Origin of the sequence: Niveispirillum fermenti (genome assembly GCF_048066175.1) — a bacterium.
Taxonomy (GTDB): domain Bacteria; phylum Pseudomonadota; class Alphaproteobacteria; order Azospirillales; family Azospirillaceae; genus Niveispirillum; species Niveispirillum fermenti.
Genome location: NZ_JBLTXA010000007.1, coordinates 191935 through 205919 on the forward strand (window position 1 = coordinate 191935; position 13985 = coordinate 205919).

The window sequence follows — 13985 nt, forward strand, 5'->3', positions numbered from 1 at the left end:
GACAGGAGGGCTGTTCCCAACCTTCGCCGATGCCCGCATCATCGGGAGAGGACACCGCTTGGTGAATGGCTGAAATGGTGAAGATTTGCCGAGACGATCCTGCGAATTGGTGAAGGTTGTGAAGGGGCAATCAGTCCCCGCAGGCGTGCCGCGCGGCCAGCCAGGCGAACACGAAGGAAGCGGCGATGCTGGCCCCCGCGCCCGGATAGACCCGTCCCATCACCGAAGCCGTGCTGTTGCCCGTGGCATAGAGCCCGTCGATGGCACTGCCATCCCCCCGCAGGACCCGGGCATGTTCGTCCGTGACGATGCCACCGGCCGTGCCGACATCGCCCGGCACCATCTTGAAGGCCAGGAAAGGCGGCTTGTCGATGGCGCCCAGGTTGGGATTGGGCTTGGTCCAGGGATCGCCGAACCAATTGTCATAGGCGCGTTCACCGCGGTGGAAGTCCAGATCCCGGCCGGTGGCGGCGAAGCCATTGAAGCGCGCCACCTCCTCCGTCAGTGTGTCGGGGTCCAGCCCGGTCTTCACCGCCAGTTCGCGCAGGCTGTCGGCCTTTAGCATGTATCCGCTGGTCTCCCAGTCGGCCGGGGTCTTGCCCGGCGGCTGGGTGCCCCAGGCATAGCGCTGGCGATGGCGGCTGTCCATGATCACCCAGGCCGGCACGCCGGCCCTGTACAGCGCCTGGCCGTTCGCCATGTAGGACTGGCTTTCATTCATGATGCGCCGGCCGTTCTGGCCGACGACGATGACGTGCGGCTTCGACAGGTCGGTCACGTGCATGTAGACCTCACCCGATGGCGGCAGCGTGCCCGGCACCCACCAGGCCTGATCCATCAGGTCCAGGGCGGCACCATGGGCCTGGGCGATCTCGATCATCTCGCCCGTGTCGCCGGGATTGGCATTGGTCCAGCCGGTAGACGCCGGCTTGGGCCCGTATTGGTCACGCATGCGCTGATTATGGGAGAAGCCACCGGCATTGATCAGCACCCCGTCGCGCGCCTGGATGCGGCGCGTGACACCGTCGGGACCACGGGTAACGACACCGGTGACCCTTCCGGCCGTCTCCACCAGTTCCACCACGCCGGTATCGGTGCGGATGGGCACGCCCTTGGCATCGGCCAGCATCAGCATGCGGCCCTGCAGGGACCCGCCATAGGACAGCATGGGCTTGCCCGTCTTCTGCGCCTGCCGCAGACGCCACAGCAGTTTCACACCTTCCCACATGCCACGCGGCGTCCGGGTGGCCAGGGTGATGTTGCGGGTCTGGTCGACGGGCAGCGGCATGACCATGGGTCCCAGCCGCAGCCTGTCGAACAGCGGCCCCATCTCCCTGGCATGCAGCATGGGGGCAGCCAGCGACCGGCTTTCCGGACAGCCGCCCTCCAGGTCGTCGTAATAGTCCGACCAGCCATGGGCGCGGATGAACGCCATCCCCTGCGCCTCCAGAAAGCGCACCATCTCCGGCCCCGCCTTCAGGAAGGCGTCCTTGCGGGCCGGGGTCGATCCGGGACCGGCATCATCGCCGACGACGCGGTAAAGGTAGGTGCGGGCCGCCTCCTCGCTGTCCTTGATGCCGTGACGGGCCTGCAAGGGGTTGTTGGGCACCCACAAAACCCCGCCCGACATGGCCGTCGACCCGCCGATCTTGTCGGTCTTCTCCAGGATCAGCGGCTGCTTGCCGATGGTTTTCAGGTACAGACCGGCCGCCATCGACCCGCCGCCGGACCCGATGATGATGAAATCCGTGCTTTCGTCCCAGGCCTGGTTCGTCATCAGTTCTTGTCCGCCAGATAATGGTGCAGCGTCGCGTGGAAATTGCTGATGGCCCGTTCCTGGACCGGGCTGGTGCGGGCGCCCTTGAACGCGCGCGACTTCATGCCCTTCTGCACCTCGCCCATATTGGCGAAATCCTGTTCCAGGATCAGGCCCCAATCGACCTTGGCCCAGTCGGCACCATGCTCGACCTCAACGCCCGGCTCCGCCCCCTCGGCGAACCGTTCCATGACGTTGATCTCGAAAATGCAGCTATCGGGATCGTCGCCATTGGGACGGGCCCGGTAGAACAGCACGTTGGTCGGCTGGTGCAGGAAGACCAGGTTGGGGAAGATGTGCCAATCCGTACCGGCGGCCATCAGCGTTTCGATGGGAATATCGGGATAGGGCCGGCCGTTCTTCGCCGCCTCCTCCCGATGGAACTGGGCGAAAGCGCCATAGACCGCGTAAACGTCGCTGTCCTCCGGCAATTCCATCAGGCGTTTGCCCGCCGCCAGCATCTCTTCGGTTGTCGTGGCCTTCAGCGTGTCCCAGATTTCCTGGTTGAACTGGTACAGACCCTTGCGGAGATCGCCCTTCACCCCTTCCAGGCGCGGGCTGGGCAGCCCGAACAGGGCGGTCGGCGCATAGCCGAACATGCCATGCCTGCCCTTGGCGGCGCTGTAGGTCATGTCATCGAAATAGGGTAGCAGTTGCCGGTGCGTCGTCTGCACGTGATAGCCTTCGTTGAAGGCCTCCAGCGCCACTTTCCAGTTGCAGGGCATGACGACGCTTTTGCGCCAGACATAGCGCATCTTGTCGAACTCGAACGCATCCAGCATGGATTTGGCGGGTTCCAGGAACTCTTCCAGCGGTTCGGCGTCGGGGTTCATGTTGATGAAGACCCAGCCGCCCCAGGTGCCGACCTTGACCGGCACCAGCGCGATATCCTCGTCCTTCAGGCAATCGCCCCAATCCTGCCGGTCCACGACATCGACGGGCTGGCCCTCCAGCGACCATTTCCAGCCGTGATAGCGGCAATGGAAGCGCCCCATCTTGCCGCAGCCTTCCGTCAGGCGGCGGCCGCGGTGAGAACAGACATTGTAAAAGGCGGCGATGGCGCCCGATTGCTGCCGCACGACGGTGATGGACTCATCGGCGATATCGTAGGTGACGTAATGGCCGGGTTCGGCGATCTCCTCCTCCCGGCAGGCCATCTGCCAGACCTTCGGCCAAAGAAGCTGCTTTTCCAGGATGACATAGTCGCGGGAGATATAGGCCGCGGCCGGCACGAAATCCGGACGCACCGGCTCGCCATCGACCGTGCGCTGTGCATCGCCACTCATCTGCATGTTCCTCCCTGTTACGCCCGAATCATCCCGGTAGCGGCCCGGCCCGTTCTACATGGATTTTTTCTGCGACACCGCTGATTTCATGTCATGTCCGGAAAAGCCGGCACCATTACCCACCCTGCGCGAACCGCCGGTCGAAGACATTCTCCGCGATGCGGTTCAGCAGGATTTCAATGGTGCCGCCCGCGATCATCCAGCCGCGCGTGCGACGCAGGCAATATTCGATCAGCGCGTCTTCGCCGAATCCTGATCCGCCCATGATCTGCATCGCCTCGTTGGCGCAATCAAATCCTGCGCGGTTGCAGGCCACCTTGGCAATCGCCGTCTCCTCCGCCGACGGGAAACCCGCATCGGCGTTGGTCGCAGCACGGTAGAGCAGCAGTTGCGCCGCATCCAGCTTCACCTTCATTTCCGCGAATTTCCATTGCAGGCCCTGGAATTCGCACAAGTGCCGGCCGAACTGCTTGCGGGTCCGGGCATGTTCGATGGCCGCGTTGTAGGCGTAGCGGCCCAGGGCCAGGCTGCGGGCCGTATTGCCGATGCGCTCCACATTGAAGCCGGCGATCTGCTTCTTGAACCCACCCGGCCCCAGCAGGACCTTTTCCTTCGGCACATAGACATTGTCGAAGAACAGCGGGTTCCATTCCTCTCCCGACAGAAAGCGGACGGGCTTGCCGAAGGTGAAGCCCTCCTGCCCGCGCTCGATCAGCACCGATCCGATATTGCCCGTGCCCGGTCCATAGCGGACATAGACCAGGAAGACGGTGGCGTGCAGGCCGTGGGTGGTGAATATCTTCTGCCCCGTGATGCGGAACCCGTCGCCATCAGGCACCGCCGTCGTGGTCAGTTCCGTAACGGCGGAACCGGCATTGGGCTCCGTCATGGCGACGGCGATCAGCCCGTCGCCCTTCAGCAGCGGCTGAAGATATTCCACCTGCTGCTGGGGAGAGGCGAAGCCGGCAAAGGTGCGGATGGCGCCGAAATTGCCGGCCTGGATGACATCCGCCGACCGGGGGCACACGGCCGCCACCTGTTCGATGGCCAGCACGGCATCCATCAGGGACCCTCCGACGCCGCCCTTCTCCTCCTCGATCGTGATGCCGAGCAGGCCCTGTTCGGCCATCGCGCGGGCGACGTCCCAGGGGTAATCGTCGGCATGGGCACGGGCCAGGGCCCCGTCGGCCAGGTGGCGCCGGGCGAAGGCCGCGACCGAATCCCGGAAAAGCGTCTGTTCCTCGGTCAGGTTGAAATGCATTCTCGTCGTCCCATGCAAAGGGTTCACCGCCAAAGCTGCGGTGACAGGTCGGGATTCTGCATAAGGCAAGGTGAACCCGGACGGCGAGCGCTGTCGGCGGCCGACGCCAAGCCTTCACATCCGCGATGGGTTCCCGCCGGGGCCCCCGCCTTTCTTGACAGTCAGGCGCCCCGGACGGCTGGTGAAGCTGTGGGCGATGGTATGCGCCCGTCCCGATCCCAAGCCTTTGAGAGTGGCCGGACACGCCATGACAGACATGAACCAAGTCATCACCACCCGCGTCGACGGCGATATCGGCGTGATCATCTCCGACAACGCCCCCGTCAATGCCCTGGGCTTTGCCGTCCGGGACGGGCTGGTGCAGGCGCTGGCCGCGCTGAATGCGGACGCCCGGGTCCGGGTCATCGTGCTGGCCTGCGCCGGCCGCACCTTCTTTGCCGGCGCCGATATCACGGAATTCGGCAAGCCCAAGCGCGAACCGGTGCTCCAGGCCGTTATCGCCGCCCTGGAAACCTCCGCCCGGCCCGTCATCGCCGCCATCCACGGCACGGCATTGGGCGGCGGGCTGGAAGTGGCGCTGGGCTGTGCCTTCCGCGTGGCCGTGCCATCGGCCAAGGTCGGGCTGCCGGAGATCAATCTGGGCCTGCTGGCCGCGGCCGGCGGCACCCAGCGCCTGCCCCGCCTGATCGGCCCGGAAAAGGCGCTGGAATTCTGCCTGTCGGGCAAGCCCGTCTCCGCCGGGGAGGCACTGGCCCTGGGCATCATCGACCATGTGGCCGAGGGTGATGTGGTTCAGGCCGGCCTCGATTTCGCCCGCCGCGTCATCGATGAGGCGATTCCCGCCGTGCCCGTGCGCGATCGGGAAGAAAAACTGGCCGCCACCCGCGCCGACCCGTCGGCATTCGACGCGGCGGCCGAAAACTGGGCCCGGAGAACCAGGGGCCAGGTGGCACCCGCCGCCAACATCGCATCGGTCCGCCGGTCCTTCACCCTGCCCATCGACCAGGCACTGGCAGCGGATGCCGCCGCCATCGCCGACCTGATCGCCGGCAGCCAGTCGCGCGCCCTGCGCCACCAGTTCTTCGCGGAGCGGGAAGCCGCCAGAATCCCCGGCATGCCGGCCGGCATCACCCCGCGCCCGGTGGATAAGGTGGCCGTGATCGGTGCCGGCACCATGGGCGGCGGCATCGCCATGAGTTTCGTGGCGGCCGGCATTCCCGTCCTGCTGATCGATGCGACACAGGACGCGCTGGACCGCGGCATGGACCGTATCCGCGCCAATTATGCCGGTTCCGTCAAGCGCGGATCGCTGGCCCAGGCGCGCATGGATGCCCGGATGGCGCTGCTGTCCGGCGCCACGGACCGCAAGGCGGCGGCCGACGCCGATCTGGTGGTGGAAGCCGTGTTCGAGGATATGGACCTGAAGAAGACCATCTTCCGCGAACTGGACGCCATCACCCGGCCCGGCACGGTCCTGTCATCCAACACATCCGCCCTGGATGTGGACGAGATCGCGTCGGTCCTGACGCGGCCGGAGGATTTCCTGGGCCTGCATTTCTTTGCGCCGGCCAATGTCATGAAACTGCTGGAAGTGGTGCGGGCCGCGAAGACCGGGCACCACGCCATCGCCACCGCCATGGCCGTGGGCAAGCGTATCGGCAAGGTGCCGGTCCTGTCCGGCAATTGCGACGGCTTCATCGGCAACCGCATCATCGCCAAGCGTTCCGCCGCTGCCGAGCGGCTGCTCCAGCAGGGGGCGTTGCCGCCGGATATCGATGGCGCGCTGAAGGCCTTCGGCTTTCCCATGGGGCCGCTGGAGATCAACGACATGTCGGGACTGGATGTCGGCTGGTCCATCCGCAAGCGGCGCGGCACGCCCTTCCCCATCGCCGATGGTATCTGCGAGCGCGGATGGTTCGGGCAGAAGACGGGCCAGGGTTACTACCGCTACGAACCCGGCAGCCGCACCCCCCTGCCCAACCCGGATGTGGAGACGCTCATTCTCGACACATCCGCCCGCCTGGGCATCACACGGCGGGAGATCGGGCGCGAGGAGATCACCGAGCGCCTGTTGTATCCCCTGATCAACGAGGCGGCGCGGGTGGTCGAGGAAGGGATCGCCCTGCGCCCGTCGGATGTCGATGTCGTCTATGTCAACGGCTATGGCTGGCCCCGCTGGCGCGGCGGGCCGCTGTTCCATGCCGACGAGGTCGGGCTTGCCACCATCGTGGCGCGGCTTGACGCCTTCCGCGCCGATACCGACGATCCTTCCCTGGAACCGGCCGCCTTGCTGCGCACGCTGGCCGACCAGGGCTCAACCTTCGCAGAATGGCAGAAAAGCCGCGCCGGAAACCCATAAGCGCGGATAATGGAGACAAGCATGGTCGATTACAGCAAGTACCAGTTCCTGAAGGTTGAGATCGACGCCAACGGCGTCGCCACCGTCACCATGAACGATCCGGACAAGCTGAACGCCGTCGGGCCGGAAAACCACAAGGAACTTGAATATATCTGGGTCGACCTGGCCCAGGATGAAAGCATCAAGGCCATCGTCTTCACAGGGGCGGGCCGCGCCTTTTCCGCCGGGGGCGACATCAAGAAGATGGCGGCCCGCGCCGGCACGGAATATGGCCTGAAATACGCCCTGCGCGTGCCGCAGAACACGTTGCGCATCTTCGAGCACATGCTGCTGACGCCCCAGCCCGTGATCGCCGCCGTCAATGGCGATGCCATTGGCCTGGGGATGACCATCGCCCTGTTCTGCGACATGAGCGTCGTGGCCGACGATGCCCGCCTGGGCGATACGCATGTGAAGGTGGGTCTGGTGGCCGGTGATGGCGGGGCCGTGGTCTGGCCACTGCTGGTCGGGCCGCAGCGTGCCAAGGAATTCCTGATGCGCGGCAAGCTGCTGCGCGGCAAGGAGGCCGAGGGCATGGGGCTGGTGAACTATTCCTTCCCCAAGGAGGATGTGCTGGCCGAGGCGCACAAGATCGCGACGGAGATCGCCTCCAATCCCATCTGGGCCGTCCGCTGGTCCAAGGCGGCCGTCAACAAGCAGTTGAAGGCGCAGTTGAACCAGATCCTGGAACTGTCCATCGCCTATGAATCCCTGACCATGCTGACCCAGGACTATAAGGAGGCCGTCAATGCCTTCGCCGAAAAGCGCAAGCCCGAATTCCAGGGCTTCTGAGGCGGGCCGCTACCGGGGGCTGGAAAGTATCCGGCGGGTCGGCGTGGTCGGTGCCGGCCTGATCGGCGGGGGGTGGGTCGCAGCCTTCCTGGGCCGGGGCTATGACGTCTCGGTCCAGGACCCCTCTCCCGGCACGGAGGCGCGGCTGCGCGCCCAGGTGGCGGCAGCCTGGCCGGCGCTGGAAAGCCTGGGGCTGGCCGCGGGCGCCAGTCCGGACCGGCTGACCTTCCACACCAGCCTCACCATGGCGCTGGAAGGTGCCGATTTCGTGCAGGAGAATGCGCCGGAACGGCCGGAGGTGAAGGCCGCCCTCTATGCGCAGTTGGGCGACGTCCTGCCGGCCGATGTGATCATCGCCAGCAGCACGTCGGGCCTGCCCGTCAGCCTGCTGCAGCGGGATTGCCGGCATCCACAGCGCTGCGTGCTGGGCCACCCGTTCAACCCCGTCCACCTGATGCCGCTGGTGGAACTGGGCGGAGGGGAGCAGACCGATCCTGCCGCCATTGACACCGCGACATCATTCTATGTCGCCATGGGCAAGGAGCCCGTGCGGCTGGACCGGGAAATCGTCGGGCATATCGCCAACCGGCTGACCAGCGCCATGTTCCGGGAGGCCGTGTCGCTGGTGGCCGGCGGCTATGCGACCGTGGCCGACGTGGACCGGGCCATCCGGTTCGGCCCTGCGCTGAAATGGGCCGTGCAGGGCCAGTTCACGACCTTCCATACCGGCGGCGGCGATGCCGGCATGGAAGGGTTCCTGCGCCATTTTGCACCCGGCATCATGAACCGCTGGCGGACCATGGCCGACCCGGACCTGGCTGACCCGGACCTGCAGGCGAAACTGACGGCGCAGGTAGCGGAGGCGAACGGCCACAGGCCCGTCGCCGACATTGCCCGGCAACAGGACGCCATGGTCCTGCGGCTGTTGCAGGCGCTGGCGGAATAACCCTCAATCCGGTTCCGAAATGAAAAGACCGCCCGGTGTGATGCCGGACGGTCTTTTCATTTCGGAACCGTATCATCCGCGCCAGCCGGCGCGGATATCGGGGTCAAGATTTCTCGCCCCCGATATCAGGCGATGGCGGGCAAGCCACCGGCCGCGGCCAGAATGTCCATATGATGATCGCTGTCACCGAACAGGGCGTCGATGGCCGTCAGGCGTTTGAAGCCATGGCCCACCTTGTATTCCGTGGTCAGGCCGATGGCGCCGTGCATCTGCACGGCCTGCTGGCCCACGAACCGCCCCGCCTGCCCGATCTTGGCCTTCACGGCCGCGATATGCAGCCGGCGTTCATCCGCCGGCCGGTCGAGCGACAACGCCGCCACCATGGCCATGGAGCGCGACAGTTCCACCTGCATCAGCATGTCCACGGCGCGGTGCTGCAGCGCCTGGAAGCTGCCGATGGCCACGCCGAACTGCGTGCGGGTGCGCAGATATTCCGCCGTGGTCTCCAGGATATCAGCCATGATGCCGACCGCTTCCGCCGCCAGGGCCGCGTTGGCCTCCTCGAACACCGCGTCCAGGATGGTGGCACCCCCGTCCGCCGTGCCCAGCAGGGCGGCTGCGGGCACGCGCACACCCGTCAAACCGATGTCGGCCAGCCGCACGCCGTCATAGCCGGTGCGGGGCGTCCGGCTGACACCGTCCGTGCCGGCATTGACCAGGAACAGCCCCACCCCGTCCGGCGTGGTGGCGCTGACCACCAGTTCATCCGCCGCGTGGCCGGCGATCACCGCGACCTTCGCCCCGTCCAGCCGCCAGCCGCCGTCCACCGGCACGGCCCGCGTGGCCAGCCGGTGGCTGGTGTGGCGCGGGCCGGGCCATTCCTGATGCGCCAGGGCCATGACATGCTCACCCGCAATGATGGAAGGCACCCGCGCGGCCCGCTGGCCGGCGTCACCCGCCCGGCGCAGTACGCCGCCCGCCAGCACAATGGTGGCAAGGTACGGCTCCAGCGCCAGCCCCTTGCCCAACGCCTCCATCACCAGCATGATTTCGACAGGCCCGCAGCCGAAACCGCCATCCGCCTCGGCGAAGGGCAGGCCCAGCAGACCCATTTCCGCCATGGCGGCCCAATGGTCGCGGCTGAACCCCTCCGGCTGCTTCATGGCCTTTTCGCGGGCGTGGAAATCATAGCGGTCGGCCATGAGGCGGCCGACGCTTTCCGACAGCAGCCGCTGCTCGTCATTCAGATCGAAATCCATGGCTTTCTTCCTCAAAGGCCAAGAACGGTCTTGGCGATGATGTTCTTCTGGATCTCGTTGGAACCGCCGAAGATCGAGACCTTGCGCATGGTGAAGTAAAAGGGGGCCGCCGCTTCCAGCCAGCCATACGGTCCCTGGTCGCCATGGTGGCCGTGGTCAGGCACCGGCAATCCCGCCGGGCCGGCCAGTTCAAGGGCCAGTTCTGTCATGCGCTGCTGCAGCTCCGTTCCGCGGACCTTCAGGATGGAGGCGGCGCTGCCCGCCCCACCGCCATGGCTGTCGGCGGCGACCACTCGCAGTTGCGTCAGTTCCAGCGCACGCAGGTCGACCTCCACCTCTGCCAGACGCCGGCGCAGCCGTTGCCGCTCCGCATCCGACAGGATGCCGCGGGCATGCAGGTCCGCCTCCAGATGACGAAGCTGCGACAGCCGTTCCTTCGACAGGCCGATGCGGGCGATGCCGCTGCGCTCATGCCCCAGCAGGTGCTTGGCATAATCCCAGCCATGCCCCTCCTCACCGATGCGGTTGGCGACGGGCACGCGGACATCATCGAAGAACACCTCGTTGAGGTCGGCGATGCCGTCAATGGACGGGATGGGGCGGATGGTGATGCCCGGCGTGCGCATGTCCAGCAGCAGGAACGTGATGCCCTGCTGCTTGCGGCCGCCGCTGTCGGTGCGGACCAAGGCGAACATCCAGTCGGCATGCTGGGCCTGGGTGGTCCAGATCTTCTGGCCGTTCAGGACATAATCGTCGCCGTCGCGCAGGGCCGCCGTCTTCAGCGCCGCCAGGTCCGACCCGGCACCCGGTTCGGAGAAGCCCTGGCACCACCAATCATCGATATTGGCGATGCGGGGCAGGAAGCGGCGCTTCTGGGCGTCTGTCCCGAAGCGGGCGATGACAGGGCCGATCATGTTGACATTGAAGGGCGAGCCCTCGGGCGCATGGGCCAGGGCCATCTCCTCCTGGAAGATATAGCGCTGCGTGGGTGTCCAGGCCTGCCCGCCCCATTCCACCGGCCAGTTCGGTGCGGCCCAGCCGCGTGCATTCAGGATACGTTGCCAGCGGACGATGTCGTCCTTGCCCAGGTGCCGGCGCTCCACCATCTTGCGGCGCAGGTCGGCCGGCAGCGCATCGGCCAGGAAATCGCGCACCTGCTGGCGGAAGGCACGGTCGGCGTCGGTGAAATCCAGGTTCATGCTCATCATCCCGGTCTGCGTTCCGCCAGGAATGTGCCGCAGCGCCAGGGCGGGTCAACGCATGCCGGGCCGAAGGGGCCCAGCCTTCACATGGCCGATATTGTCAGGCGGCAAGGTCCAGCAGCACACGGCCCGCACCGGGCCCGCGCGCTGCGGTCACGGCTTCGCCCAATGCCGACAGCGGCCAGACCCCGCGCACAGGGGCGATCAGCGGCATGCCGTCCAGGCGGGCTGCCAGCATGCGGTAAAAGCCCCTGATATCGGGATCGGCCGCCTCGGCGGGGCGCAGGCTGAAACCCCGGATGGACAGGCCGCGCCCCGTCAGCAGGGTGGATGGCACCTGGCACGGCTGGCCCGACAGGTGGCCATAGACCAGCAGCGTTCCCCCCGGCGCCAGACAGGCCGCCAGCCGGCCCGTCGCCTCCCCCGCCACGCAGTCCAGGGCCAGGACCGCACAGCGCGCTGCCAGACGGGCCGCCAGATCGGGCCCGTCGCAAAAGGTATGACCGCTTCCGGCCCGGCCGATATCGATGACCGGCACCCCCAGGCCGGCCGCGAAATGCCGGACCAGCCCCGCCACGCCGGACCCAGGCGCATTCAGCAGGACAGGGTCACCGGCCCGCAGCGGCACCATGTGCAACAGCCGCCAGGCCGTGGCGGGGTTGATGCGCAGCAGGGCCGCCTGCGCATCGGCCAGACCGGCCGGCACCGGCACCAGATCGGCGGCGGGCAGCAACCGGTGGCTGGTCCAGTTCCCGCGGGTCAGGGGCAGGACGCGCATGCCGGGCACCAGGTCGGTGACACCGGCGCCAACCGCCAGCACCTCGCCCACCCCCTCCGCCCCCGGCACGGCCGGATAGGTCGGGGCGAAGGCATAGCGCCCGGCGATCAGCAACAGGTCGGCGGGGTTGACCGGGGCCAGCCGCATCGCGACCAGCACCTGCCCCGGTCCGGGTTGTGCGGGCAGTTGAAAGGAAACGGGCCGGGGATGCATCCCCGGCCCGTCCAGAACGGCGCGCAGGCCGGTTATCACGAAGCGTTGGCCGTGCGCGGGATGACCCGGCGGGTATAGCCCGTCGGCCAGACCGGCACCTGGCGGCCATTGGCCTGTTGTTGCTGGGCATCAGCGCGGGCGGCGGGCTTTGGGCGGGGCATGGGCAGCACCCCCTTGCGCTGCTCCTGCACGATCTCGACGATTTCCTCGGTGCGGGCACAGATGATGTCGGTCGGGGCCAGGACGCTCAGCACCAGCCGGTCCGTACCGCAGCGTGGGGGCAGCAGAACCGCCACCGATCCCGTGCCATCACCATGGTCGGGCGTGGCGATCCAGCCGCAATCACGCAGCCGGGCCAGTTCCTCCATATGCTCGGCCACCTTCACGCGACGGGCGGGGTCCTGTTCCTCCGCGTTCAGGCGGTGCAGGGCGGACCGCACATGCGTATCCTTGTAGGTGGACAGAAGCAGCCGCCCCTGCGGGCTGTGCAACAGGCAATCCGTGTTGCCGGCATGCTCGACAACGGCATGCTCGTGCAGCCCGTCGATCACATGCAGATGCTGGACGACATAGGATGTGGCCGTGGACAGGACCACGGTTTCGCCCAGCGCCTCCGCCACCCGGTCCAGCACGGTCACCACGGCCCCGCCCCGGAACAGCGCCGGGTCCACCCACGCCCCCAGCAGCGCCACGCGCGCCGTCGGGCTATAGGTTCGCTTGAAGCGGTCGTAATGAAGATAACCCAGCTTGGTCAGGCACCGCAGCAGCTCAGAGGTGCTGGACTGCGGGTAGGATAAAGCACGCGACAAGTCCATGACGGTCGCCGTGCGGTTCTTTCTGTCGAAATATTCGAGGATTTCCAGAACACGATAGGCAGACTTGATCGTTCGGCCGTCTTTATTGCTCATGGCGTCTTCCTTCCTCAACATGGCCACTTCTGTATGCGGCCTTGAGAAAACGGTATCCCATCGCCCATCTGATGCACAAGTTTTTCCGAACCCTGTTCGATTATCCGAACGCCATCCATCACATTCATGATATCGGCGGCCTTACGAACAGGGAAGGTGCCGGGGGGCTGTCTCTGTCGGCACTATTCGGCAACTACTCCGGGCACCGAAGGCGGTCCCCCGCCGGACCCGCCTGCCGCCCTCATGCCGAAACGCTCTGCCCGCCCGCGCGGAAACCTTATGAAACGCCTCGGACAATTGCTTGAACAGGAAGAAAACGGACGCGGGGTCGCCGGTTCCGGCCCGCGGGCCATGACCCGCGTGCTGCGCCTGTTCGACTGCCTGGCCCGCCGCCGGTCCGGCATGACGCTCTCGGAACTGAGCCAGGCCATGGGCGTGCCGAAAAGCACGTTCCTGGCCAGCCTGCGGGCGCTGGCGGCGGACGGGTTCCTGATCTGCGAGGATAATGTCTACCGGCTGGGGCCCTGTGCCTACCGGCTGGCCGGCAACATCATCATGGCATGGTCGCAGCCGGACATCGTGCGCCATTACGTGAAGGAACTGGCGGAGGCCACGGGCGAGTCCGTGGGCTTTGCCATCGCCGACTGGGATATCGGCCAGGCCATCTTCACCGATGCGGTGAACAGCGCCCAGCCCGTGCATTACGCCATGCGAGCCGGCATCCGCGCGCCGCTCTATGCCAGTGCGGCGGGGCGCGTGCTGCTGGCCTATGCCGCCCCCGACCAGCAGCATGATTATATCACGCGCGGTCATTTCCGTGCCCTCACGCCCTCCACACGGACGACACCGGACAGGCTGACGGAAAGCCTGGATGCCATCCGGCGGCTGGGCTATTGCGCCAGCTTCGGGGAGATGCTGAAAGACACGGCCGCCATCGCCGTGCCCGTCTTCGATGCATCCGACTGCGTCATCGGCGCCCTGATCGTGGCCGCCCCGCTGAACCGGCTGCGCGCGGGGTTTGAACCGTTGCTGGCCAGCATCCGGCATTATGGCCGGCTGGCCTCCGGCCTGCCCCCCGGCGACCCGGCCGAACCATAGAAAGAAAAAAGGCGGCACCCATCCGCTC

General features: G+C 66.6%; 11 protein-coding genes. 4 read left to right on the forward strand and 7 right to left on the reverse strand.

Annotated features, from left to right (window positions below):
- Positions 1 to 130: 130 nt before the first annotated feature.
- The 3 genes from ACM9LZ_RS09810 to ACM9LZ_RS09820 form a co-directional block, all read right to left on the reverse strand.
- Complete coding sequence (locus ACM9LZ_RS09810) at positions 131 to 1777, reverse strand: FAD-binding protein (RefSeq protein ID WP_416619212.1); 1647 nt, start codon at positions 1775 to 1777, stop codon at positions 131 to 133.
- Positions 1777 to 3102, reverse strand: a complete 1326-nt coding sequence (locus ACM9LZ_RS09815) for an aromatic ring-hydroxylating oxygenase subunit alpha (RefSeq protein ID WP_416619213.1) — start codon at positions 3100 to 3102, stop codon at positions 1777 to 1779. Before ACM9LZ_RS09815 ends, ACM9LZ_RS09810 begins: the two co-directional genes overlap by 1 nt.
- Positions 3103 to 3217: 115 nt before the next feature.
- Positions 3218 to 4363 carry an acyl-CoA dehydrogenase family protein gene (locus ACM9LZ_RS09820; RefSeq protein WP_416619214.1) on the reverse strand — a complete coding sequence of 382 codons (1146 nt, stop codon included), beginning with the start codon at positions 4361 to 4363 and terminating at the stop codon, positions 3218 to 3220.
- Positions 4364 to 4610: 247 nt separating this feature from the next.
- Between ACM9LZ_RS09820 and ACM9LZ_RS09825 the strand changes: the two genes are divergently transcribed.
- Genes ACM9LZ_RS09825 through ACM9LZ_RS09835 form a run of 3 tightly spaced genes read left to right on the forward strand, consistent with a single transcriptional unit; the run spans position 4611 to position 8499 of the window.
- Positions 4611 to 6722, forward strand: a complete 2112-nt coding sequence (locus ACM9LZ_RS09825; RefSeq protein WP_416619215.1) for a 3-hydroxyacyl-CoA dehydrogenase NAD-binding domain-containing protein — start codon at positions 4611 to 4613, stop codon at positions 6720 to 6722.
- 21 nt (positions 6723 to 6743) lie between these two features.
- The gene (locus tag ACM9LZ_RS09830) at positions 6744 to 7553 is read left to right on the forward strand and encodes an enoyl-CoA hydratase/isomerase family protein (protein ID WP_416619216.1); all 810 of its coding nucleotides are present in this window, start codon (positions 6744 to 6746) and stop codon (positions 7551 to 7553) included.
- On the forward strand, positions 7510 to 8499 hold the full coding sequence (locus ACM9LZ_RS09835) for a 3-hydroxyacyl-CoA dehydrogenase NAD-binding domain-containing protein (protein WP_416619217.1): 990 nt from the start codon (positions 7510 to 7512) through the stop codon (positions 8497 to 8499). The genes ACM9LZ_RS09830 and ACM9LZ_RS09835 overlap by 44 nt, the downstream gene beginning before the upstream one ends.
- A gap of 125 nt (positions 8500 to 8624) precedes the next feature.
- Here the strand turns inward: ACM9LZ_RS09835 and ACM9LZ_RS09840 are convergent, their stop codons facing one another.
- From ACM9LZ_RS09840 to ACM9LZ_RS09855, 4 genes are all read right to left on the reverse strand, one after another.
- Entirely contained in the window at positions 8625 to 9758 is a 1134-nt protein-coding gene (locus ACM9LZ_RS09840; protein ID WP_416619218.1) for an acyl-CoA dehydrogenase family protein, read from the reverse strand.
- Positions 9759 to 9769: 11 nt separating this feature from the next.
- Entirely contained in the window at positions 9770 to 10957 is a 1188-nt protein-coding gene (locus tag ACM9LZ_RS09845) for an acyl-CoA dehydrogenase family protein (protein ID WP_416619219.1), read from the reverse strand.
- A 103-nt stretch (positions 10958 to 11060) separates the two neighbouring features.
- A complete protein-coding gene (locus ACM9LZ_RS09850; protein ID WP_416619220.1) occupies positions 11061 to 11897 on the reverse strand; it encodes an alcohol dehydrogenase catalytic domain-containing protein in 837 nt (278 codons plus the stop codon).
- 89 nt (positions 11898 to 11986) lie between these two features.
- Entirely contained in the window at positions 11987 to 12859 is an 873-nt protein-coding gene (locus ACM9LZ_RS09855; protein WP_416619221.1) for an IclR family transcriptional regulator, read from the reverse strand.
- Positions 12860 to 13138: 279 nt separating this feature from the next.
- Here ACM9LZ_RS09855 and ACM9LZ_RS09860 point away from each other — a divergent pair, with 279 nt between their 5' ends.
- Positions 13139 to 13957 (forward strand): IclR family transcriptional regulator, encoded by an 819-nt coding sequence (locus ACM9LZ_RS09860; protein ID WP_416619222.1) that lies wholly within the window; start codon positions 13139 to 13141, stop codon positions 13955 to 13957.
- The last annotated feature ends 28 nt before the right edge of the window (positions 13958 to 13985 follow it).

Excerpts from the sequence above, each read along its gene's own strand:
- ACM9LZ_RS09860 (WP_416619222.1), top strand. The coding sequence starts at position 13,139 with ATGAAACGCCTCGGACAATTGCTTGAACAGGAAGAAAACGGACGCGGG.
- ACM9LZ_RS09830 (WP_416619216.1), top strand. The coding sequence starts at position 6,744 with ATGGTCGATTACAGCAAGTACCAGTTCCTGAAGGTTGAGATCGACGCC.
- ACM9LZ_RS09840 (WP_416619218.1), bottom strand. The coding sequence starts at position 9,758 with ATGGATTTCGATCTGAATGACGAGCAGCGGCTGCTGTCGGAAAGCGTC.
- ACM9LZ_RS09855 (WP_416619221.1), bottom strand. The coding sequence starts at position 12,859 with ATGAGCAATAAAGACGGCCGAACGATCAAGTCTGCCTATCGTGTTCTG.
- ACM9LZ_RS09845 (WP_416619219.1), bottom strand. The coding sequence starts at position 10,957 with ATGAACCTGGATTTCACCGACGCCGACCGTGCCTTCCGCCAGCAGGTG.
- ACM9LZ_RS09810 (WP_416619212.1), bottom strand. The coding sequence starts at position 1,777 with ATGACGAACCAGGCCTGGGACGAAAGCACGGATTTCATCATCATCGGG.
- ACM9LZ_RS09820 (WP_416619214.1), bottom strand. The coding sequence starts at position 4,363 with ATGCATTTCAACCTGACCGAGGAACAGACGCTTTTCCGGGATTCGGTC.
- ACM9LZ_RS09825 (WP_416619215.1), top strand. The coding sequence starts at position 4,611 with ATGACAGACATGAACCAAGTCATCACCACCCGCGTCGACGGCGATATC.
- ACM9LZ_RS09815 (WP_416619213.1), bottom strand. The coding sequence starts at position 3,102 with ATGAGTGGCGATGCACAGCGCACGGTCGATGGCGAGCCGGTGCGTCCG.
- ACM9LZ_RS09835 (WP_416619217.1), top strand. The coding sequence starts at position 7,510 with ATGCCTTCGCCGAAAAGCGCAAGCCCGAATTCCAGGGCTTCTGAGGCG.